Annotated in this window: 16 protein-coding genes and 1 pseudogene; 7 read left to right on the top strand and 10 right to left on the bottom strand. The window is 71.1% G+C overall.

What is annotated here, in order from left to right; translation table 11 throughout:
• The first annotated feature begins 89 nt into the window (after positions 1–89).
• Positions 90–2,306, top strand: coding sequence for a germacradienol/geosmin synthase (locus ACGFYY_RS24510; protein WP_393712347.1), 2,217 nt, complete (start codon positions 90–92; stop codon positions 2,304–2,306).
• Positions 2,307–2,354: 48 nt separating this feature from the next.
• Here ACGFYY_RS24510 and ACGFYY_RS24505 read toward each other — a convergent pair whose 3' ends face one another.
• On the bottom strand, positions 2,355–3,587 hold the full coding sequence (locus ACGFYY_RS24505) for a GNAT family N-acetyltransferase (RefSeq protein WP_393712345.1): 1,233 nt from the start codon (positions 3,585–3,587) through the stop codon (positions 2,355–2,357).
• Positions 3,588–3,834: 247 nt separating this feature from the next.
• On the opposite strand from ACGFYY_RS24505, the gene ACGFYY_RS24500 reads away from it, so the two are divergent.
• The gene (locus ACGFYY_RS24500) at positions 3,835–4,302 is read left to right on the top strand and encodes an OsmC family protein (RefSeq protein WP_393712343.1); all 468 of its coding nucleotides are present in this window, start codon (positions 3,835–3,837) and stop codon (positions 4,300–4,302) included.
• Between the two features lie 70 nt (positions 4,303–4,372).
• On the opposite strand, the gene ACGFYY_RS24495 is transcribed toward ACGFYY_RS24500, so the two are convergent.
• The 6 genes from ACGFYY_RS24495 to ACGFYY_RS24470 form a co-directional block, all read right to left on the bottom strand.
• On the bottom strand, positions 4,373–5,614 hold the full coding sequence (locus ACGFYY_RS24495) for a YncE family protein (RefSeq protein ID WP_393712341.1): 1,242 nt from the start codon (positions 5,612–5,614) through the stop codon (positions 4,373–4,375).
• A 159-nt stretch (positions 5,615–5,773) separates the two neighbouring features.
• Positions 5,774–6,925 carry an XdhC family protein gene (locus ACGFYY_RS24490; protein ID WP_393712339.1) on the bottom strand — a complete coding sequence of 384 codons (1,152 nt, stop codon included), beginning with the start codon at positions 6,923–6,925 and terminating at the stop codon, positions 5,774–5,776.
• A gap of 103 nt (positions 6,926–7,028) precedes the next feature.
• Positions 7,029–8,492 carry an NCS2 family permease gene (locus ACGFYY_RS24485; protein WP_365277842.1) on the bottom strand — a complete coding sequence of 488 codons (1,464 nt, stop codon included), beginning with the start codon at positions 8,490–8,492 and terminating at the stop codon, positions 7,029–7,031.
• Between the two features lie 319 nt (positions 8,493–8,811).
• On the bottom strand, positions 8,812–11,214 hold the full coding sequence (gene pucD, locus ACGFYY_RS24480) for a xanthine dehydrogenase subunit D (protein ID WP_365277839.1): 2,403 nt from the start codon (positions 11,212–11,214) through the stop codon (positions 8,812–8,814).
• Between the two features lie 2 nt (positions 11,215–11,216).
• Positions 11,217–11,822 carry a (2Fe-2S)-binding protein gene (locus ACGFYY_RS24475; RefSeq protein ID WP_365277836.1) on the bottom strand — a complete coding sequence of 202 codons (606 nt, stop codon included), beginning with the start codon at positions 11,820–11,822 and terminating at the stop codon, positions 11,217–11,219.
• A gap of 2 nt (positions 11,823–11,824) precedes the next feature.
• Positions 11,825–12,721, bottom strand: a complete 897-nt coding sequence (locus ACGFYY_RS24470) for an FAD binding domain-containing protein (RefSeq protein WP_365277833.1) — start codon at positions 12,719–12,721, stop codon at positions 11,825–11,827.
• A gap of 253 nt (positions 12,722–12,974) precedes the next feature.
• Here ACGFYY_RS24470 and ACGFYY_RS24465 point away from each other — a divergent pair, with 253 nt between their 5' ends.
• Together ACGFYY_RS24465 and ACGFYY_RS24460 are read left to right on the top strand one after the other, a co-directional pair.
• Positions 12,975–14,654 (top strand): PucR family transcriptional regulator ligand-binding domain-containing protein, encoded by a 1,680-nt coding sequence (locus tag ACGFYY_RS24465; RefSeq protein ID WP_365277830.1) that lies wholly within the window; start codon positions 12,975–12,977, stop codon positions 14,652–14,654.
• Between the two features lie 180 nt (positions 14,655–14,834).
• Positions 14,835–15,611, top strand: a complete 777-nt coding sequence (locus tag ACGFYY_RS24460) for a hypothetical protein (RefSeq protein ID WP_365277857.1) — start codon at positions 14,835–14,837, stop codon at positions 15,609–15,611.
• Between the two features lie 76 nt (positions 15,612–15,687).
• Here ACGFYY_RS24460 and ACGFYY_RS24455 read toward each other — a convergent pair whose 3' ends face one another.
• Complete coding sequence (locus tag ACGFYY_RS24455) at positions 15,688–16,353, bottom strand: GntR family transcriptional regulator (protein WP_393712334.1); 666 nt, start codon at positions 16,351–16,353, stop codon at positions 15,688–15,690.
• A gap of 137 nt (positions 16,354–16,490) precedes the next feature.
• Here ACGFYY_RS24455 and ACGFYY_RS24450 point away from each other — a divergent pair, with 137 nt between their 5' ends.
• Both ACGFYY_RS24450 and ACGFYY_RS24445 read left to right on the top strand, forming a co-directional pair.
• Positions 16,491–17,351, top strand: a complete 861-nt coding sequence (locus ACGFYY_RS24450; protein ID WP_393712332.1) for a (2Fe-2S)-binding protein — start codon at positions 16,491–16,493, stop codon at positions 17,349–17,351.
• A 207-nt stretch (positions 17,352–17,558) separates the two neighbouring features.
• Complete coding sequence (locus tag ACGFYY_RS24445; protein WP_365277822.1) at positions 17,559–18,617, top strand: DUF2637 domain-containing protein; 1,059 nt, start codon at positions 17,559–17,561, stop codon at positions 18,615–18,617.
• A 47-nt stretch (positions 18,618–18,664) separates the two neighbouring features.
• Here the strand turns inward: ACGFYY_RS24445 and ACGFYY_RS24440 are convergent, their stop codons facing one another.
• Both ACGFYY_RS24440 and ACGFYY_RS24435 read right to left on the bottom strand, forming a co-directional pair.
• Positions 18,665–19,111 (bottom strand): ATP-binding protein, encoded by a 447-nt coding sequence (locus ACGFYY_RS24440; protein WP_365277854.1) that lies wholly within the window; start codon positions 19,109–19,111, stop codon positions 18,665–18,667.
• 132 nt (positions 19,112–19,243) lie between these two features.
• A pseudogene (locus ACGFYY_RS24435) lies at positions 19,244–19,747 on the bottom strand (thiamine pyrophosphate-dependent enzyme); the annotation flags it as partial.
• Positions 19,748–19,853: 106 nt separating this feature from the next.
• Here ACGFYY_RS24435 and ACGFYY_RS24430 point away from each other — a divergent pair.
• On the top strand, positions 19,854–20,060 hold the full coding sequence (locus ACGFYY_RS24430; protein ID WP_365277819.1) for a hypothetical protein: 207 nt from the start codon (positions 19,854–19,856) through the stop codon (positions 20,058–20,060).
• The last annotated feature ends 50 nt before the right edge of the window (positions 20,061–20,110 follow it).

Below are 20,110 nucleotides of genomic sequence, written 5' to 3'. Positions count from 1 at the left end.
GGCACCACGGGTAGGGCACTGCTGATCTCGTGCGGGGGGCCGGGCCGGAACCGGGCCCCCGTACCCATGGACGAAAGGCCGACCCCGCCGTGACGCAGCCGTTCCAACTGCCGGATTTCTACGTGCCCTATCCGGCGCGACTGAACCCCCACCTGGAGGACGCGCGGACCCACACCAAGAGGTGGGCGCGCGGCTTCGGGATGCTGGAGGGTTCCGGCGTCTGGGAGGAGAGCGACCTCGACTCGCACGACTACGCGCTGCTCTGCGCGTACACCCACCCCGACTGCGACCGCGACGCCCTGGCGCTCGTCACCGACTGGTACGTGTGGGTCTTCTTCTTCGACGACCACTTCCTGGAGATGTTCAAGCGCTCGCAGGACCGTGCCGGCGCCAAGGCGTACCTCGACCGGCTCGCCGCCTTCATGCCCATGGACCTGTCCGACGGGTTCCCCGAGCCCACCAACCCGGTGGAGGCCGGGCTCGCGGACCTCTGGGCGCGCACGGTCCCCGCGATGTCCGCCGACTGGCGGGAACGGTTCTCCTTGTCCACGAAGAACCTCCTCGACGAGTCGATGTGGGAGCTCGCCAACATCGACATCGGGCGCGTGGCGAACCCGCTCGAATACATCGAGATGCGCCGCAAGGTGGGCGGCGCCCCCTGGTCGGCCGGCCTGATCGAGTACGTCTGCGCCGAGGTGCCCGCGCGCGTCGCGCACTCCCGCCCGCTCGGCGTGCTGCGTGACGCCTTCGCCGACGCCGTGCACATCAGGAACGACATCTTCTCCTACCAGCGCGAGGTCGCCGACGAGGGCGAACTCTCCAATGCCGTACTGGTGTTGGAGACCTTCCTGGACTGCACCACCCAGGAGGCCGCCGAGGCCTCCAACGACCTGCTCACCTCCCGCCTCCATCAGTTCGAGCAGACCGCGATCGGCGAGCTTCCCGCGCTCTTCGCCGACCACGCGCTGGACCCGGCGGAGATCGCGGCCGTCCTCGCCTACACCAAGGGCCTGCAGGACTGGCAGTCCGGCGGCCACGAGTGGCACATGGTCTCCAGCCGCTACATGAACAAGGAGGCCAGGCCCACCGCCCCGGCTGCCCTGCCCTTGCTGCCGTCCGGGCTCGGCGCCGCCTCGCTCGACCTGCGGTCCGTGTTCACGCGGCGCTCGATGGAGCTGCGCCACCGCTCCTTCACGCACGTCCCCTTCGAACGCACCGGCCCCTCCGTCATCCCCGACATCTACATGCCGCACCGGCTCACCGTCAGCCCGCACCTGGCGCACGCGCGCGAGGAGTCCGTCGCCTGGTCCCGGCGGATGGGCCTGCTGGACCCGCAGCCCGGCGACCCCGGTTCGGCGATCTGGACCGAGGAGCGGCTGCGCGGCTTCGACTTCGCGCTCTGCTCGGCCGGCATCGACCCCGACGCGACGCCTCAGGAGCTGGCCCTCAACGCCTGCTGGCTGACCTGGGGTACGTACGGGGACGACTACTACCCGGTGGTGTTCTCCCAGGGCAGGAACCTTCCGGCGGCGAAGGCGACCACCGCCCGCCTGATCGCCATGATCACGGTCGACCACGCCGCACAGCCGGAGCCTGCGACCGCGATGGAGCGCGCCCTCGCCGACCTGTGGGTACGCACCACGGCCGGCATGGCCGCGGAGCAGCGCACCGAGTTCCGCGCGACCCTGGTGAGCATGTTGGAGAGCTGGGTGTGGGAGGTGGACAACCAGATCCGCAACCGCGTCCCGGACCCGGTGGACTACGCCGAGATGCGCCGGCACACCTTCGGCAGCCACCTCACGATGTACCTGTGCCGTCTCGGGCACCGCGGCCGGGGCGTCCCCGAGGAGATCTACGCCTCCGGGACCATCCGCTCCCTGGAGAACGCGGTCGCCGACGCCGCCTGCCTGATCAACGACATCTACTCCTACCAGAAGGAGGTGGAGGTCGAGGGCGAGGTCCACAACTACATCCTGGTCACCCGGAAGTTCTTCGACATCGACTACCCGCGGGCCCTGCACATCTGCCACGAGCTGATGACCCGGCGGACGGAGGAGTTCGAGCACATCGTGGCGAACCAACTGCCGCTGCTCTACGACGACTGGAAGCTCGACCGGCAGGCCCGCCAGGCCCTGGACGCGTATGTGGGCGAGCTCCAGGACTGGCACGCCGGCATCCTCAACTGGCACCAGCAGATCCGCCGTTACCGCCCGCAGGACCTGCGGGCGCGGCCGGACCGGCTGTCCACCGCCGTCCTGGGCCCCGGCTTCGGGATGTCGGCCGCCCGGCTCTCGCTGCCCGCCTGATGCGTCGGCGGGGGCGGACGGGCCATCCGCCCCCGCCGCGGCCGTGCGTCAGAACTCGTCGCCCGTGTGCGGCAGTACGGCCGTACGCAGGGCCGCGTCCAGCGCCGCCGCCGAGCCGGCCGTGTACTCCCGTACCAGCCCGGCGGCGACGAGTTCCTCGACGCGGGTCCCGCCGAGGTAGCAGGCGGCCAGTTCGCGTACGTCCAGGGCCAGGTCGGCGGCGGAGTCCGCGTGCGCGTACGTGGTCCCGTCCGGCCCGACCGCCAGCCGGAACCGCCCGGCGTTGGCGGGCATGCGCGCGTCGTGCACCTCCAGCACCAACTCCACCGGAGCCGCCCAGGACCGCTCCGTCAGCGCCGCGTGTACGTCGACCAGGCGCAGCCAGAGCGCGGGGAACTGGGCGGTGACCCGCACCTGGTCCCGGTCCGCGGCGAAGTGCAGCAGCGGGTCGTCGACCGGACGGCCCCACGCGCGGACCCTACCGGTGAGGTCGAGGGAGGCCACGCACTCCCAGAGCGCGGCGGCGACCGCCGGGGTGTCGGCCTCCAGCTCGTCGACCCGGACCAGGCCGGGCACCCGGGCGGATCCGACGCCGTCCTCCGGCTTCGTGCGGTAGAGCACGTATCCGGCGATGGGCAGGCCCGCCTCGCCCAGGACGATGATCCGCGGCGGGCTCAGTTCCTCGTCCTCCTCGTCCTGTTCGGCCAGCCACTCCTGGGACCAGCGTTCCGCGCTGCGGGTGGGGCGGCCGGCCCGGCCGGCGCGGGTGGCCTCGTGGAAGGGCCCGACCACGGCGACGGCCTCCTCCGGGTCGACCAGGCGCAGCGGGCGCCGGTCCGGGTCGATGCGCAGGGCCAGTGGGCGGGTGGAGTCGATCTCGATGGTGACGCCGGTGGTGGCGCTGCCGTAGCCGAAGCGCCCGTAGATGGCCGCCTCGGAGGCCCAGAGGGCGGCGAGCGGGCTGCCCGCGTCGGCGGTCCGCCGTAGCATCTCGGTCATCAGGGCGGTGAGCACGCCGCGTCGGCGATGGGTGGGGGCGACGCCGACGAACGTGAGCCCGGGACAAGGCAGGTCCGCCCCGGGCACCGACAGCCGGAAGTCGTGCGCGGCCATGAAGCCGGCCAGGGCCGCGCCGTCATAGGCGCCGATCCGGTCACAACTCGCGAGCAGCGCGTGGTGTCTCTCCCGGACCTCCCTCTCGGGCCGATCGTGGAAGACCAGGTAGGCGAGCTCCAGAGCACGGTCGATGTCGGACTCGGGTACCTCGCGGATGTCCACCATGATCGCGAGACTAATCGGTCATCGCGGACCGGTCATCCCATATGGGCCGCCGGTCATGGGTTTCCGGTCGCTCCGGCGGGCGAGTGGGACGACGGGCTGCGGTGCGGGACGGCCCGGCAGGAGCGGCGGGCCGTACGATCCAGGTCGACGCGCGGCACGGTCCGGCCACGCCTCCGCCGTGTCCCGGGCGTCCGCCCACCCGCGTCCGCCCCGCCCCGCCCCGTGCCCGAGAGAGGGAGCAGCCGCCATGGCCCGACTGCACTCCTACACCACCCGCGTGACCTGGACCGGAAACCTCGGCACCGGCACCAGTCACTACCGCGCCTACTCACGGGCCCACGAGGTGGCCGCCGGGGAACTGCCGGTGATCCTCGGTAGCTCCGACCCGACCTTCCACGGTGACGCCTCCCGCTGGAACCCCGAGCAACTGCTGCTCGCCGCCCTGTCCCAGTGCCACATGCTCTCCTACCTGCACTTCTGTACGCTGGGCGGCGTGGTGGTCACCTCGTACGTCGACGAGGCGGCCGGGACGATGGGCACGGCCGGGGACAGCGGGCAGTTCACGGAGGCCGTGGTGCGCCCCCGGATCACCGTCGGCGACGCGTCGATGGTGGACGCGGCGATCGCCCTGCACGGGGAGGCCCACCGGGCCTGTTTCATCGCCAATTCGGTGAACTTCCCCGTCCGGTACGAGCCGACCGTGACGGTGGGCTGAGCGTCCGGGCCGGCCCGGTCCCGCCGCTCCCCGCCCCGGCCGGTCGGGCAGGACACCCGGTCGACATGGCCTACCGGGCGGTGGGGCCGGTCCAGCCGGTCGGGACGTGGCCGAGCCGGACGCGCTGCGGGTGGTCCCCGACGGGTACGGAGACCCGCTTGGTGCCGGTGGCGAAGTCGATGGCCGTGACCCGGTCGGCGCCGCTCTCGGAGATCACGCACGCGCTGCCGTCGCCGGAGACCGTGGCCCAGTACGGCTTGGCGGCGGGCACGAGCGGGCCCTCGGCGAGGGTGGCCCGGTCCACGACGGTCGCGTAGTCGTCCATGGTGCCCGCGATGCAGAGCTTCGCCCCGTCGGGGCTCATGGACATGCCGTGGTGGCGGGAGTCGTTGACCCAGGTGGTGCGGTCGGTGCTGGTGGCGGGGTTCATCGGAAGGGTCTTGAGGCGGGTGATCCGGTCGGAGGCGACGTCGTACTCCAGGAAGCCGTTGAAGAAGGACACCTGGAAGTAGAGCTTCGATTCGTCGGGACTGAAGGACACCGGGCGGACGGCGTCGGACAGGTCACGGCGGCCGAAGGCGTCCAGCCGCTCCCGCATGTCGATCACCCGGACGGTGCGGAAGGTCTGCGCGTCGACGACGGTGATCTTGCGGTCGCCCTTCGTCCAGTCCAGCCAGGGCGCGTCCAGTGCGGTGTTCACCTCTCCGATGGAGCTGTTCCACAGGAAGCGGCCGTCGCGGGTGAAGGTGTTCTCGTGCGGCTTGTCCCCGGTGCGGAAGGAGCCGACCTGCCGTCCGGTGGCCATGTCCAGGACGTGGACGGTGTTGGAGGTGGACGCCGAGACGGCGACGCGGGTCCCGTCCGGTGAGACCGCCATGTGGTCGGAGCGGAACCCGGACACGGGGAAGCGCCAGTTGACGCGTCCGGTGGCCACGTCGATGGACACGACGTCGGCGAAGCTGGGGCGGGAGACGACGACGGCGGAGCCGTCCGCGGTGGTGAACATGTCGTCGACGAACTGGTCGTGCCCCTCGCCCGCGCTCTCCCGGATGCCGAGGAAGAAGGCGAGCTTCACGGGGTTGAGGTAGATCTCGCGCAGCCGCTCCGCCTTGTCGGGGACCACGTCGATCCGACCGATCCTGGCGAGATCACCGGTGGAGGCGAGGACGTCGGCGGTCCCCTCCCAGTTGTTCCCGACGAAGAACACCTCGCGCAGGCCGCCGGCCGGAGCGGGCGCCGCCGGGGGCGGCGTGAAAGCGGTGAGCAGGGTGGCGGCGGCCAGCAGGCCGAGGGCTCGTACGGTACGCAACATCCGCTCAACTCCGGTACGGGGAAGGGATGGAGAGGGTGCCTCCTATTACCGGCGGGTAAGATAGGGGGAACGCCGAAAGGGCGCAACCCCCACGGGGTGCGCCCTTTTCTCACGTCCGGCTTCTCACGTCCGGGTTCTTCACGCGCGGCCGTCACGCCTTCAAGCGACGGAACCGATCCGGTCGAGCAGGGAGTGCGAGAGATCCGGGTGGATCGGGATGTGCGCGCCGGTCAGCGACGCGCCGGTGCCGCCGCGGCGGTTCGCGACGATCTCGGCGGCGATGGACAGCGCGGTCTCCTCCGGGGAGCGGGCGCCGAGGTCCAGGCCGATCGGGGAGCGCAGCCGGGCCAGTTCGAGCTCGGTCACCCCGACCTGGCGCAGTCGCTCGTTGCGGTCCTCGTGGGTACGGCGGGAGCCCATGGCGCCGACGTAGGCGACGGGCAGTTTGAGGGCCAGTTCGAGCAGCGGGACGTCGAACTTGGCGTCGTGGGTGAGCACGCACAGAACGGTCCGTGCGTCCACGGCAGTCCGCTCCAGGTAGCGGTGGGGCCAGTCGACGACGATCTCGTCCGCCTCGGGGAAGCGGGTCTTCGTCGCGAAGACGGGCCGCGCGTCGCACACGGTCACCCGGTAGCCGAGGAACTTGCCGATCCGTACGAGGGCGGAGGCGAAGTCGATGGCGCCGAAGACGATCATCCGCGGGGGCGGGACGCTGGACTCGACGAGGACCGTCAGCGGCTCGCCGCAGAGCCTGCCGTCGGCGCCGATCTCCAGCACGCCGGTCCGCCCGGCGTCGAGCATGGCGCGGGCCTCCTCGGCGACGGTGCGGTCCAGCTCGGGATGTCCGCCGAGGCCACCCTGATGGGCGCCTTCGGTACGGACGAACACGGCGCGGCCCATGAGCTCGGCCGGGCCCCGCGCGATCCGGGCCACCGCCGCGGCCTCGCCGCGGGCGGCGGCGGCCAGCCCGGCCGCGAAGACCTCCCGTGCGGGAGAGCCCACGCGGACCGGGGTGACCAGGATGTCGATGATTCCGCCGCAGGTCAGACCCACGGCGAAGGCATCGTCGTCGCTGTACCCGAAGCGCTCGTGGACGGTCTCGCCGTCCTCCAGCGCCTGCCGGCACAGCTCGTACACCGCACCTTCCACGCAGCCACCGGAGACCGATCCGATGGCCGTGCCCTCGCTGTCCACGGCGAGAGCGGCCCCGGGCTGCCGGGGCGCGCTCCCGCCGACCGCGACCACGGTGGCGACGGCGAAGTCACGCCCCTGCTCGACCCACCGGTGCAGCTCTTCGGCGATGTCCAGCATGGGGGCCTCCTCGGAGGTTCGGTTCCAGTATCGGATACGCGCGTCGGTTGCGCGGATCGGCGACGTGGAGGGTGCGGGTACGTGTTGATCAGATGGTTCCGGGTCAGCCGACCCCGAGCCAGTGCTCGATCGGGTTCAGGGCGAAGAACACCAGGAAGATCGCGGTCAGCGCCCACATGAAGCCGCCGATCTCCCGGGCCTTGCCCTGAGCGATCTTGATGGCGACGTAGGAGATCACACCGGCGGCGACGCCGGCCGTGATCGAGTACGTGAACGGCATGATCACGACGGTCAGGAAGACCGGGATCGCGGTCGCGCTGTCCGCCCAGTCCACGTGGCGGGCGTTCTGCATCATCATGGCGCCGATGACGACCAGGGCCGCGGAGGCGACCTCACCCGGGACGATCTGCGTGAGCGGGGTGAAGAAGAGGCAGGCGGCGAAGAACAGGCCGGTGACGACGGAGGCGAGGCCCGTACGGGCACCCTCGCCGACGCCGGTCGCGGACTCGACGAAGACGGTCTGGCCGGAGCCGCCCGCGACGCCACCGATGGCCCCACCGGCGCCGTCGATGAAGAGCGCCTTGGACAGGCCCGGCATGCGGCCCTTGTCGTCGGCCAGCTTGGCCTCGGTACCGACACCGATGATGGTGGCCATGGCGTCGAAGAAGCCGGCGAGCACCAGCGTGAAGACGATCATGCCGACCGTCATGTAGCCGACATCGCCCCAGCCGCCGAAGGAGACGTCACCGAAGAGCGAGAAGTTCGGCATCGAGACCGCGGAGCCGTCCAGCTCCGGCGGGCCGTTCTTCCAGGCCTTCGGGTCGATGTCCACGATGGCGTTGAGGATCGCGGCCAGGACGGTACCGCCGACGATGCCGATCAGGATGGCGCCGGGCACCTTGCGGGCCTGGAGCATGAAGATGGCGATCAGGGTGATGCAGAAGAGCAGCACGGGCCAGCCGGACAGCTCGCCGACCGCGCCGAGCTGGACGGGGGGACCGAACTCCGGGCCCTTGCCGACGAAGCCGGCCTTGACGAAGCCGATCAGGGCGACGAAGAGGCCGATGCCCATGGTGATGGCGTGCTTGAGCGCGAGGGGGATCGCGTTCATGATCATCTCTCGGAGGCCGGTGACGACCAGGAGACAGATCACGACACCGTAGACCACACACATGCCCATGGCCTGCGGCCAGGTCATCTGGGGGGCGACCTGCGAGGCCAGCACGCCGGAGACGGAGAGACCGGCCGCGAGGGCGAGCGGCACCTTGCCGACGAAGCCCATGAGGAGCGTCGTGACGGCGGCGGCGAACGCGGTGGCGGTGATGATCGCCGATCCGTCCATCACCGTGCCGGCGACGTCCTTGCCCGACAGGAGCAGGGGGTTGAGCAGGAGGATGTACGCCATCGCCATGAAGGTCGTGATACCGCCACGGACCTCGTTGCCGACGTTGGACCCTCTGTGCGTTATATGGAAATAGCGGTCGAGCCAGGACCGTCCGGCGGGCGGCTGAGAGCCGTCGCCGGCCTCCTCCGCGGTGGTCTTGGGCTCTACTGACGACTGGGTCATGGTGCCTAACTCCCAAGGTTCAAAGGGGCACCCGCTTGGAGATTGGAGACGCGGGATTTGGGATGCTGCGTTGGCTGCACGACCCGGGGTGACGGCCCGAGGCGACGCGAATGTTCACTGCGTGTACTGCGGGTAGTGCGGGGGTGACCGCTGGTACTACGAGGGTTCTTGCAGGGGTACTGCCAGGTGAAGGGACCGCGAGCGGTGCGGTACTTCGTACATCCTCCGGGCGGTATGCGGTGAAGTGTGACGTTCCCATGCACACCGCCCGGAGAGTCTGAGGGGTCCGGGGGCCCGGCGGCCCCCGGAGCACGCCGTCCTAGAGGGTCCCGGTAAGGGCTTCCGGACGGATCGGCGTCTTGTTGATCTCAAGACCCGTCGCCTGCCGGATCGCCGCGATGACGGCCGGCGTGGACGAGAGGGTCGGGGCCTCGCCCATACCGCGCAGGCCGTAGGGGGCCTTCGGGTCGGCGAGCTCCAGGACGTCGACCGGGATGGTCGGGGTGTCGAGGATGGTCGGGATCAGGTAGTCCGTGAAGGAGGGGTTGCGCACCTTCGCGGTCTTCGGGTCCACGATGATCTCTTCCATGATCGCGATGCCGAGACCCTGGGTGGTACCACCCTGGATCTGGCCGACCACGGAAAGCATGTTGAGGGCCTTGCCGACGTCCTGCGCGGTCGCCAGCTCGACGACCTTGACCAGGCCGAGCTCGGTGTCCACCTCGACGACCGCGCGGTGCGCGGCGAAGGTGTACTGGACGTGGCCGTTGCCCTGACCGGTGACCAGGTCGAAGGGCTCGGTCGGCGCGTGCCGGAATTCGAGCTCGATGTCGATGGCCTCGTCCTCGAGGAGGTCGGCGATGTCCGCGAGGACCTCGCCGCCGTCGGTGACGACCTTGCCGCCTTCGAGGAGCAGCTCGGCCGTGGCCCACGCCGGGTGGTAGGAGCCGTTCTTGCGGCGGCCGATCTCCAGCAGGGCCTCGCGGACGGCCTCACAGGTGTTCTTCACCGCGCCACCGGTCATGTACGTCTGCCGGGAGGCGGACGTGGAACCGGCGGAGCCGACCTGCGTGTCGGCCGGGTGGATGGTCACCTGCGTGACGCCCAGCTCGGTGCGGGCGATCTGCGTGTGGACGGTGATACCGCCCTGGCCGACCTCCGCCATGGCCGTGTGGACCATCGCGACGGGCTCGCCGTTGATGACCTCGAGCCGCACACGGGCGGTCGAGTAGTCGTCGAAGCCCTCGGAGAAGCCGACGTTCTTGATGCCGACCGCGTAGCCGACGCCCCGGACGACGCCCTCGCCGTGGGTGGTGTTCGAGAGGCCACCGGGCAGCGCGCGGACGTCCGCGCTCTCGCCGGCGGACTCCCACTGGCGCTCGGGCGGCAGCGGGCGGGCCTTGACCCGGCGCAGCAGCTCGGCGACCGGCGCGGGGGCGTCGACGACCTGGCCGGTGGGCATGATCGTGCCCTGCTCCATGGCGTTCACCTGGCGGAACTCGACCGGGTCCATGCCGAGCTTCGCCGCGAGCTTGTCCATCTGGGCCTCGTAGGCGAAGCAGGCCTGGACGGCGCCGAAGCCGCGCATCGCGCCACAGGGCGGGTTGTTCGTGTAGAGGGCGATGGCCTCGATGTCCACGTCCTCCAGGACGTACGGGCCCACCGAGAGGGAGGAGGCGTTGCCCACGACCGCCGGGGAGGCGGACGCGTACGCGCCACCGTCCAGGACGATCTTGCACTTCATGTGCGTGAGCTTGCCGTCCTTGGTGGCGCCGTGCTCGTAGTAGAGCTTGGCCGGGTGACGGTGCACGTGACCGAAGAAGGACTCGAACCGGTTGTAGACGATCTTGACCGGCTTGTTCGTGGCCAGGGCCAGGAGGCAGGCGTGGATCTGCATCGAGATGTCCTCGCGGCCACCGAAGGCACCGCCGACGCCCGAGAGCGTCATACGGACCTTCTCCGGCGGGAGGCCCAGGACCGGGGCGATCTGCTGGAGGTCCGAGTGCAGCCACTGGGTGGCGACGTACAGCTCGACGCCGCCGTCCTCGGAGGGCACGGCCAGACCGGACTCCGGGCCGAGGAAGGCCTGGTCCTGCATGCCGAAGGTGTACTCGCCCTCGACGATGACGTCGGCGCGCTTGCGGGCCTCCTCCACGTTGCCGCGGATGATCGGCTGGCGGTGCACGATGTTCGGGTGCGGGACGTGACCGATGTGGTGGTCGGTACGGCCCTCGTGGATCAGCGGCGCGTCGGCGGCGAGGGCCGAGGCCTCGTCCGTGACGAGCGGCAGCTCACGGTAGTCGATCTTGATCTTGGCGGCCGCGCGGCGGGCGGTCTCCGGGTGGTCGGCGGCCACGAGGGCGACCGGCTCACCGTGGTGCCGCACCCGGCCGTTGGCGAGCACCGGGGTGTCCTGGATCTCCAGGCCGTAGTTCTTCATCTCGGCCGGCAGGTCGTCGTACGTCAGCACCGAGTACACGCCGGGCATGGCGAGCGCCTCGGAGACGTCGATGGAGACGATCTCGGCGTGGGCGACGGTGCTGCGCAGCGTCTGGCCCCAGAGCATGTCCTCGTGCCACATGTCCGAGGAGTACGCGAACTCGCCGGTGACCTTGAGGGTGCCGTCCGGGCGGAGAATCGATTCGCCGATGCCGCCCTTGTTGTGCTTCTGGGTGACGTTCGTCGGCGTACCGGCGGGCACGGTGCGGGTGTTCTGCGCCATGGTCAGACCGCCTCTCCCTGACGGGCGGCCGCGAGGCGGACCGCGTCGAGGATCTTCTCGTAACCCGTGCAGCGGCAGAGGTTGCCGGACAGGGCCTCACGGATGTCCTGGTCGGACGGGGAGGAGTTCTCCTCCAGGAGCGCGTCCGCCTGGATCAGCAGACCCGGGGTGCAGAAACCGCACTGGACGGCGCCGGCGTCGATGAACGCCTGCTGGATGGTGGAGAGCTCCACACCCTCACCGGTCTGCGAGTCGGCGGGCCGGGCCTGCCACTGCTTGGCCACGTCCAGGGACACGCCCTTGCCGCCGCAGCCGCCGCCGGTGCCGCAGGCACCGCCGTGGCCGTGCTCGTCACGCTGCTTGGAGAACTCGGCCAGACCCTCGACGGTCACGACGTCGCGACCCTCGACCTGACCGGCGGCCACCAGGCACGAACAGACCGGCACGCCGTCGAGACGAACGGTGCAGGAACCGCACTCGCCCTGCTCACAGGCGTTCTTGGAGCCCGGCAGACCCAGGCGCTCACGCAGGACGTAGAGAAGGGACTCGCCCTCCCACACGTCGTCGGCTTCCTGCTGACGGCCGTTGACCGTGAAATTGACGCGCATGATTACGCAGCCCCTTCGAGCGAGCGGCCGTTGCCGGTACCGCGGTACTGCTCCCAGGTCCAGACGAGCTGGCGGCGAGCCATGATGCCGACCGCGTGACGGCGGTACTTCGCCGTGCCGCGGACGTCGTCGATCGGGTTGGCCGCGCCGGAGGCGAGGTCACCGAACTGCTTGGCGATCGACGGGGTGATGACCTTGCCGGACTCCCAGAAGCCACCCTCTTCGAGCGCGGCGTTCAGGAACTCCTCGGCGACCTTCGCCCGGATCGGGGTCGGCGCGGCCGAACCGATTCCGGTACGGACCGTGCGGGTCCGCGGGTGCAGCGCCAGACCGAACGCGCAGACCGCGATGACCATCGCGTTGCGGGAGCCGACCTTGGAGTACTGCTGGGGGCCGTCCGCCTTCTTCACATGAACGGTCTTGATGAGCTCGTCGGCCGCGAGCGCGTTGCGCTTCACACCCGTGTAGAACTCGTCGATCGGGATGAGCCGGGAGCCGCGTACGGATTCCACTTCGACCTCGGCGCCCGCCGCGAGCAGCGCGGGGTGGGAGTCGCCGGCCGGCGAGGCGCAACCGAGGTTGCCGCCGACACCGCCGCGGTTACGGATCTGCGGGGACGCGACCGTGTGCGAGGCGAGCGCGAGTCCCGGAAGCTCCGTGCGGAGGTTCTCCATGATCTGGGTGTACGGGACGGATGCGCCGAGGCGAACGACGTCCTCACCGACCTCCCACTCCCGCAGCAGACCGATGCGGTTCAGGTCCAGGAGGTACTCCGGCCGGCGGTGGTCGAAGTTGATCTCGACCATCACATCGGTACCACCCGCGATCGGCACGGCTGAGGGAAACGCGGCCTTGGCGGCGAGCGCCTCCTCCCAGCTGGCGGGGCGAAGGAAGTCCATGAGCGGCTCTCTTCTTCTTCATCGTGTCGTTTACTTCAAGCCAGGAGGCCTGAGGGTCCTCGACTGGTCGTTCATGTGCTGTTAACGCGGTGTGGACCCAGTACACAAGCCGCTCGCCCCCGGGTGCAGTCACTGAAACCATGAAGGAGTTGGCTGACGGCCTCCCTCGTCTTGTAGATTCGTATGAAAGGCAGGATGCGACGACCTGCCCGATTTCCAACGGCAACATTCGAGACAGATCGGCGGCGACATCATGCGGCTGCGCGCACTGCTGGAAACCGAGGCGCTGGGGCTGCGGCTGCTCGGCGGCGAGGGTGAACTCGACCGGACGGTCCGCGGGGTCATGACGACCGACCTGCGCGATCCCAGCCGATATCTGTCGGGGGGCGAACTCGTCCTCACCGGCCTGGCGTGGAGACGAAATTCGGCCGACTCCGAGCCATTCGTACGAATCCTGGCGAGCGCGGGCGTCGCCGGGCTCGCCGCGGGCGAGGCGGAACTCCAGGCGATTCCCGATGATCTTGTTTCGGCCTGTGTGCGCAATCGGCTGCCGCTGTTCGCGGTGAACGAGGACGTTGCATTCGCCACGATCACGGAGTACGTCGTCCGGCAGGTGTCGGGCGAGCGCGCCGGAGATCTCGCGGCCGTCGTGGACCGACACCGCCGACTGATGACCTCGGGTCCGGCCGGCGGCGGCCCCGACGTGGTGCTCGATCTGCTCACCACCGACCTCGATCTCCGGGCCTGGGTGCTGTCCCCGACCGGCCGGCAGATCGCCGGGGCCGGTGAGCCGCTGGCGCCGGGCGTGTGCGCGGCACTGGCGAGCGAGCACCTTGCGGCGGTCCGGACGGGCCGTAGGGGGCCGCATCGGATCTCCATCCAGGGTATTACCTACTCGCTCTTCCCGATCAGGGGACACGGGCGCGGAGCCGCCGGTCCGGGGGCCCGGGACGTGCGCGAGACCGTGCTCTCGGACTGGCTGCTGGCGGTCGAGGCGGACGCGGGCGACTGGCCCGCCGAGCGACTTGACCTGCTGCAGGGCGTCACCCAGCTGATCGCCGTGGAGCGGGACCGGCGCGACGCGGCCCGCACCGTGCGCCGCCGCCTCGCACAAGAGGTGCTCGAACTGGTCCAGACGGGTGCCCCGCCCGCCGAGATCGCCGCCCGCCTGCGGGTGGCGGCCCCGGTGCTGCTCCCCGGCCTGGGCGCCGCCCCGCACTGGCAGGTCGTCGTGGCCCGGGTGGACTGGGACGGCGGGGACATCCCCGGCGGCCCGGTGGCCCAGTCGCTGCTGGAGGAGATCCTCGTCGACCCGTCCGTCTCGGGGCCCGAGCCCTCCGACCGGATCGCGGTCGCACACGCCGGCGACGAGGCCATCGCCCTGGTGCCACTGCCCTCCCTCTCCGGGGACGCCGGGGAGGACAAGGGCCCGGACTCCGCCCTGCACGCCGACGAGCTGCTCGCCGTCGTACGGGACCCGCTGGCGGCCGGTCTCGCCGACGACGGCCGGCTCACGCTGGGCGTCAGCGCGGCCGTGCACTCCGCCGAAGGGCTGCGCGGGGCGCTGGAGGAGGCCCGGCACGCCCGCCGGGTCGCCGCGGCGCGCCCGGGCCGGGTCTGCGCGGCGGGCCACCACGAGCTGGCCTCGCACGTGCTGCTGCTGCCGTTCGTCCCGGACGACGTCCGCCGCGCCTTCACGGCCCGGCTGCTGGATCCGCTGCGGGACTACGACCGGCGCCACCGCGCCGAGCTCATCCCGACATTGGAGGCGTTCCTGGACTGCGACGGGTCCTGGACCCGCTGCGCGACGCGGTTGCACCTGCACGTCAACACGCTGCGCTATCGCGTCGGGCGAATCGAGCAGTTGACGGCACGGGACCTGTCCCGGCTGGAGGACAAGCTCGACTTCTTCCTGGCACTGCGGATGAGCTGAGAAGATCCGCCCCGGGGCCGCGGGGTTCGGCCACGGGGCGACTGATGATCCGTCCGGACTTTGTGAAAGAGTTCACCCAACCCCTTGGCCGATGCCGTGAATCCGTGCTCTCATTTCGCCCCAGGGCTCAACGATGTGCTGCTTGCTTGCTTTGGGGAGGGCAATGTGGCGGACACCGCCATGTCGGGTGCCGGAACTACCGGAGGGGACGACCCCCTCCAGCGGGCGATATGGCGGCTGCGCTCGCGCGGCTGTTGGACCGATGCGGCGGCGCTGCTGACGCCGCACATCGGCAAGGCCGGCAGTGCCGCGGCGGCCGTGCAACGGACCGCGCTGCTGGTGGAGCGCTGCCTGTTCACCGGGCAGGGCTGGGCCGAGGCCGAGGACGCGCTGCGGATCGCCGAAGCGGTCTCCCAGGACGACGACGACCGGGGCGCGGCGGCTTGTGAACGGGGCCAGCTGGCGTACGCCGCCACCGTGCTCGGCGTGCGCGACCGGGCCGACGAGGCCCGCTCGGCGCTGGGCCGGGCCGCGGCCCTGCTGTCCCCGGACTCCCGTACCCGCCCGCTGCTGGACTTCCGGCGGGGGCTCGTCGCCGAGCACCTGGCGGACGCGCCGCAGTCGGCGCGGCCGGCCTACCACCGGGCCCACGCGGGGGCGGAGGCGCACGGGGACACCCTGCTGCTGTCCTTCACCTGGCGGCACCTGGCCGCGCTGGCCCTGCGGGACGGGGAGGTGGCCGAGGCCCGCAAGGGCTTCGCGGAGTCCCTGCGCATCCGGGAGGACCTGGGCTTCCTGATCGGCACGGCTCCGGCGCTGGCGGCGCTGGCCGAGGCCGAACCGGAACCGGAGGCCACCCGGCTCCGCGCGGAGGCCCGCCGCCTGTTCCACCTGCTGGGCGGCATCCCCACCTGGCTGGCGGACCAACTCCACCCGGCCCCGTCGCCCGCGGCGTAGCCCGCGGTACGACGCTCCCCGGCGGCGGCTCCCGCACCGCCGGCGTTCGAAGCGCGGGGTCCGGGGCCGAGCCGGGTCAGGCCGGGGAGCCCGCGAAGTGTTCGCGGACCAGGGACTCCACCACCGGGAGGTCCCGCGCGATCAGCGCCTCCAGCAGCGCCGAGTGCTCCGCGGCATCGGCGACGAGGTCGGCCCGCCGCACCCGCGGAGCACCGGGCAGGGGCCACTGGGCCCGGCGGTGGAGCTCCTCCGCCACCTGGACCAGCTGGTCGTTGCCGGCCAGCCTCAGCACCGCCCGGTGGAAGTCCCGGTCCGCCTCCGCGTAGCCGGGCAGATCACCGGCCGCCGCCGCCTCGGCCGTGGCCGCGGCGGCCGGCCGCAGGGCCTCCCAGTCGGCCGCGGGCACCGTGCGGGCCAGCCCGAGCATGACGGGGACTTCGAGCAGCGCCCGTACCTCGGCCAGCTCGGCGCGTTCCCTCGGGGTGCGGGAGAGCACACGGAAGCCCCGGTTCGGAAGGCATTCCACCGCCCCCTCCACGGCCAGCTGCTGCATCGCCTCGCGCACCGGGGTCGCGGAGACCCCGAACCGCTCTCCCAGGGCCGGGCCCGAGTAGATCTCCCCGGGCACCAGCTCCCCGTCGATCAGGGCCGCGCGCAGCGCGTCGAGCACCTGACCGCGCACCGAATGGCGCAACACCTTCTGCCTTTGTGCCGGTACCCGGGCGTGGGCCGTTTCGTGCACTCGGTCCCCCTCCGGGTCTCGACCTCTCCTGAGAATAGGTGACGGCCCGCGCGGGGAGGGGTGCGGATCGATCCGAATCAGGTAAGGTAAGGCTTACCTGTTAACGATCGTGTGATTCTGTGATTCGGTGGCCCGTCATGACCGTCACGACCTTCCCGGCTGTCACATCCGCCCCGCCCGGCTCTGCGGTGACGGATGCGTTCGCCAGGCTGACCGAGGCGTACAGCGGGCTGCGGGTGATCGAGCGAACCGGTGACGAACCCCTCCCTCGCGGTGCGGGATGGGTCGGCGCGGACGAGCTCGCCGCCGACGGACCGGCCCTGGACGCCTTCCTCGCCTGGGACAACGCCCAGGTCCTCAGGGACTACGGGACCCAGGCCCGGCCCGATGTGATCGCGGGCTTCGGACTGCACCGGTACGCGTGGCCGGCCTGCCTGTTGATCACCCTCCCGTGGTTCCTGCACCGGCGGGTCCCGCGGTTCCCGGTCACCGAGGTGGCCTTCCACCGGACCCTCGGCCGCCTCAGCGTGCGCGTCGGGGAATTCGCCTGCCTGTCGGACGATCCGGCGGCCGCGCTCCCGGGGGCCCGTGTCGTGCCCGACGAGGAGGCACTGCGCGACGAGGTGCGGGCTGCGGTGGCCCAGCACCTCGGACCGCTGCTGGAAGGCTTCGGCCCGCGCATGCGGCGCGGCCGCCGCGCCCTGTGGGGCATGGTGACCGACGAGGTCGTCGAGAGCCTCTGGTACATCGGCAACCTGCTCGGCGAGGAGCAGCGCGCCATGACCGAGCTGGAGGCGCTGCTGCCCGGCTCGACGGCCCCCTACACCGGGGGCGCGGGCTTCCGTACGCTCACCGGCCCCGCCGGGGAGGAGCTGCCCACCCGGGACCGGGCCGGCTGCTGCTTCTTCTACACCATCCGCCCCGAGGACACCTGTGTCACCTGCCCTCGGACCTGTGACACCGAGCGCATCGCCCGCCTCGCGGCGGCCGCCGCCTGAACCCACCCCGTACGACTGACCACAATCGAACACAACTGGGGCCGCACGGGCTCCAGTTCGAGTCACAACACCCTATCCGGCGGGCCCCGCCCCCCGATGGCGTCCACTTGCCCCGAAACCCGCGTGCGCGGCTCACCGGCTACGCCACTATGGCGCCCGAAAGCCGCACGGCCGCACAGCCGCATACGCGAGGCAAGGGACATCCGCATGAGACTGACCGACATATCGCTGGACTGGCTGCTGCCCGGCAGCCTGCTGATCCTGGGCGTACTTGCGGCAGTTGCGGTCCTGGCCCGTGGCAAGCGCGAGAGCGAGAAGGCCGCGGCCGACGACAGCTGGGAGCGCAGCGAGGAACGGAGGCGGCGCAAGGAAGCCGTCTACGGGACCGCTTCGTACGTCCTGTTGTTCTGCTGCGCGGCGGTCGCCGCCGCGCTCTCCTTCCACGGACTGGTCGGGTTCGGCCGGCAGAACCTCAACCTCTCCGGAGGCTGGGAGTACCTGGTCCCCTTCGGCCTCGACGGGGCCGCGATGTTCTGCTCCGTGCTCGCCGTGCGCGAGGCCAGCCACGGCGACGCGGCCCTCGGCTCGCGCATGCTCGTCTGGCTGTTCGCGGGCGCGGCCGCGTGGTTCAACTGGGTGCACGCCCCGCGGGGCATGGGCCACGACGGGGCTCCGCAGTTCTTCGCGGGCATGTCGCTCTCTGCGGCCGTCCTCTTCGACCGCGCGCTCAAGCAGACCCGCCGGGCGGCGCTGCGCGAGCAGGGCCTGATCCCGCGGCCGTTGCCCCAGATCCGGATGGTCCGCTGGCTGCGGGCCCCCCGGGAGACCTTCGGCGCCTGGTCGCTCATGCTGCTGGAGGGGGTGCGCACCCTCGACGAGGCCGTGGACGAGGTGCGCGAGGACAAGAAGGAGCGGGAGCAGGACCGGCACCGCAGGCGCGATCAGAACCGGCTGGACCGGGCGCGCATCAAGGCGCTGGGCCGGCAGAACCGGGCGTTCGGGCGTTCACGCGGCCGCCAGGTCGAACTCCCGGAACTGACGCAGGGAGCGGGCTCCGCGCCGGTCGGCGCGGAGCCGGCCATACCGGAATCCGGACAGCTGCCCCTACGACGCCGGCCCTCCCTGCAAGCCGTCAACCGAACCGAATCCACTGATGTGACCGGCACCCGGACGGTGGACCTCACCGCCGAGGACGACACCCAGACCATTCCCCGTCTGGACTCGCTGGAGCGCAAACTGAAGGACCTGGAGCAGCAGTTCGGCTGATCCGGTCCGTGAACTACGGGGAAACCGACCCCGTGGGGCCCGCCTGCTCAGGCGGGCCCTGCGTCATGCCGTGCGTCGAGCTCGAACCAGACCACCTTGCCGCTGCCCAGGGCGAGCGCGTCCACACCCCAGTCGTCGGCGAGCGCCTGTACCAGCACGAGTCCCCGGCCGTGCGTACCGTCGTCGGCGGTCGGTACGTACGGCCGGGGACGGCGTGCGGCGTAGTCCCGGACCTCCACCCGTAAGCGGGTGGCGGCGAGACTCGCGTGCACCTCTGCGCCCCGGTCGGTATGGACGAGCGCGTTGGTGACGAGCTCGGTGATCAACAGTTCGGCCACCTCGGCGGCATCGCTCCGGCACCGGTGGCGCATCAACTCCCGGAGAGCCCGGCGCACTTCGCCGACCGCCTTGAGGTCGGCCCGGCGTACACTCCGGGTGATCCGCAGCGTGTCCACCGCTCCCCCGTCCCCGTCGGCGGACGGCTCACGCGGCACCGGCCTCCCTTTCCCCCACAGCTTCCCGGTCTTCGCCCCCACCCGCACGGCGATGTCCCTCCCGTGTCCTTGCTCTCGAACAGGTCTACGGGATGCATGCCCCCCGGGCGGTCCCGCACTCCTGCGGGCTTGTGGGCAGGGCGCGGCGCGGAGGGGGGAACGAGCCGTCCGGATCATGCGGACCACCCCTCCGCGCCACACGAGCATGCCGGTGGACCGTGCAGATCCGGTCACCTTCCCGGCGCTGGTCTTCGGAGGAATCGACAGGGCTCCCGGGTCCGCGACCACGTCCACCGGAGCGGCTCCCCGGTACCGAGAGGCGTCCCGCGAGGCCCTGTGAGCTGCTCGGGCTTCTCCACGCGGGCCACGCCGGCCCCGGCCGCGCGCGGCGGCGGCGAAGTCCGGGTCCTTGCCCGTCGTCCCGCGGGAGGGCAGGCCGGAAACCGACCTCTCCCACGGGATCGTTCCGAGCGCTGAGTTGTCGAAGAGGACCACTTCGACGGGCGGGTCGTACTGCACCAGGGTGAGGAAATCTCCCACCGGCACCGAGCAACCACCGTCGCCCGACATCGACACCACTTGACTGCCGTTCGGGGAACGATAGCGCGCCGCCCACGCATTGCACATGCCGGTGTCGGCTCCACAGGCATCACCCGAATGGAGTAATCCAACGCGCCACCCACATGGGTGAAGATCAAGCTGAGTAGTGCCCCAACCGAGCTGATCGCGAAAGGGAAACCACATGCGCATGCGACGAATTCTGGCAGCCGTCATGGCCACGGCAGCCCTCGCCGGACTCGGCCTCACGGGTGCCGCCACCGCTGTGGCCGCCGCCCCCAACACCGCCGTCACCGAGAGCCTCACCCCGGGTGAGTGCACCGACGCCGGCGGAAAGGTCGTCGGCATGTACTGCCAGGGCGGCACGAAGGACGGGCAGATGGTCGACTGAACGCCATCGGTCCACACCCGATCGGGCGTCCCGCGGCCATGCGCCGCGGG

Source organism: Streptomyces sp. NPDC048331 (assembly GCF_043201215.1).
Classification (GTDB): Bacteria; Actinomycetota; Actinomycetes; order Streptomycetales; family Streptomycetaceae; genus Streptomyces.
The sequence above is the reverse complement of the archived record's forward strand: the minus strand, read 5'-3'. Positions and strand labels throughout refer to the sequence as shown.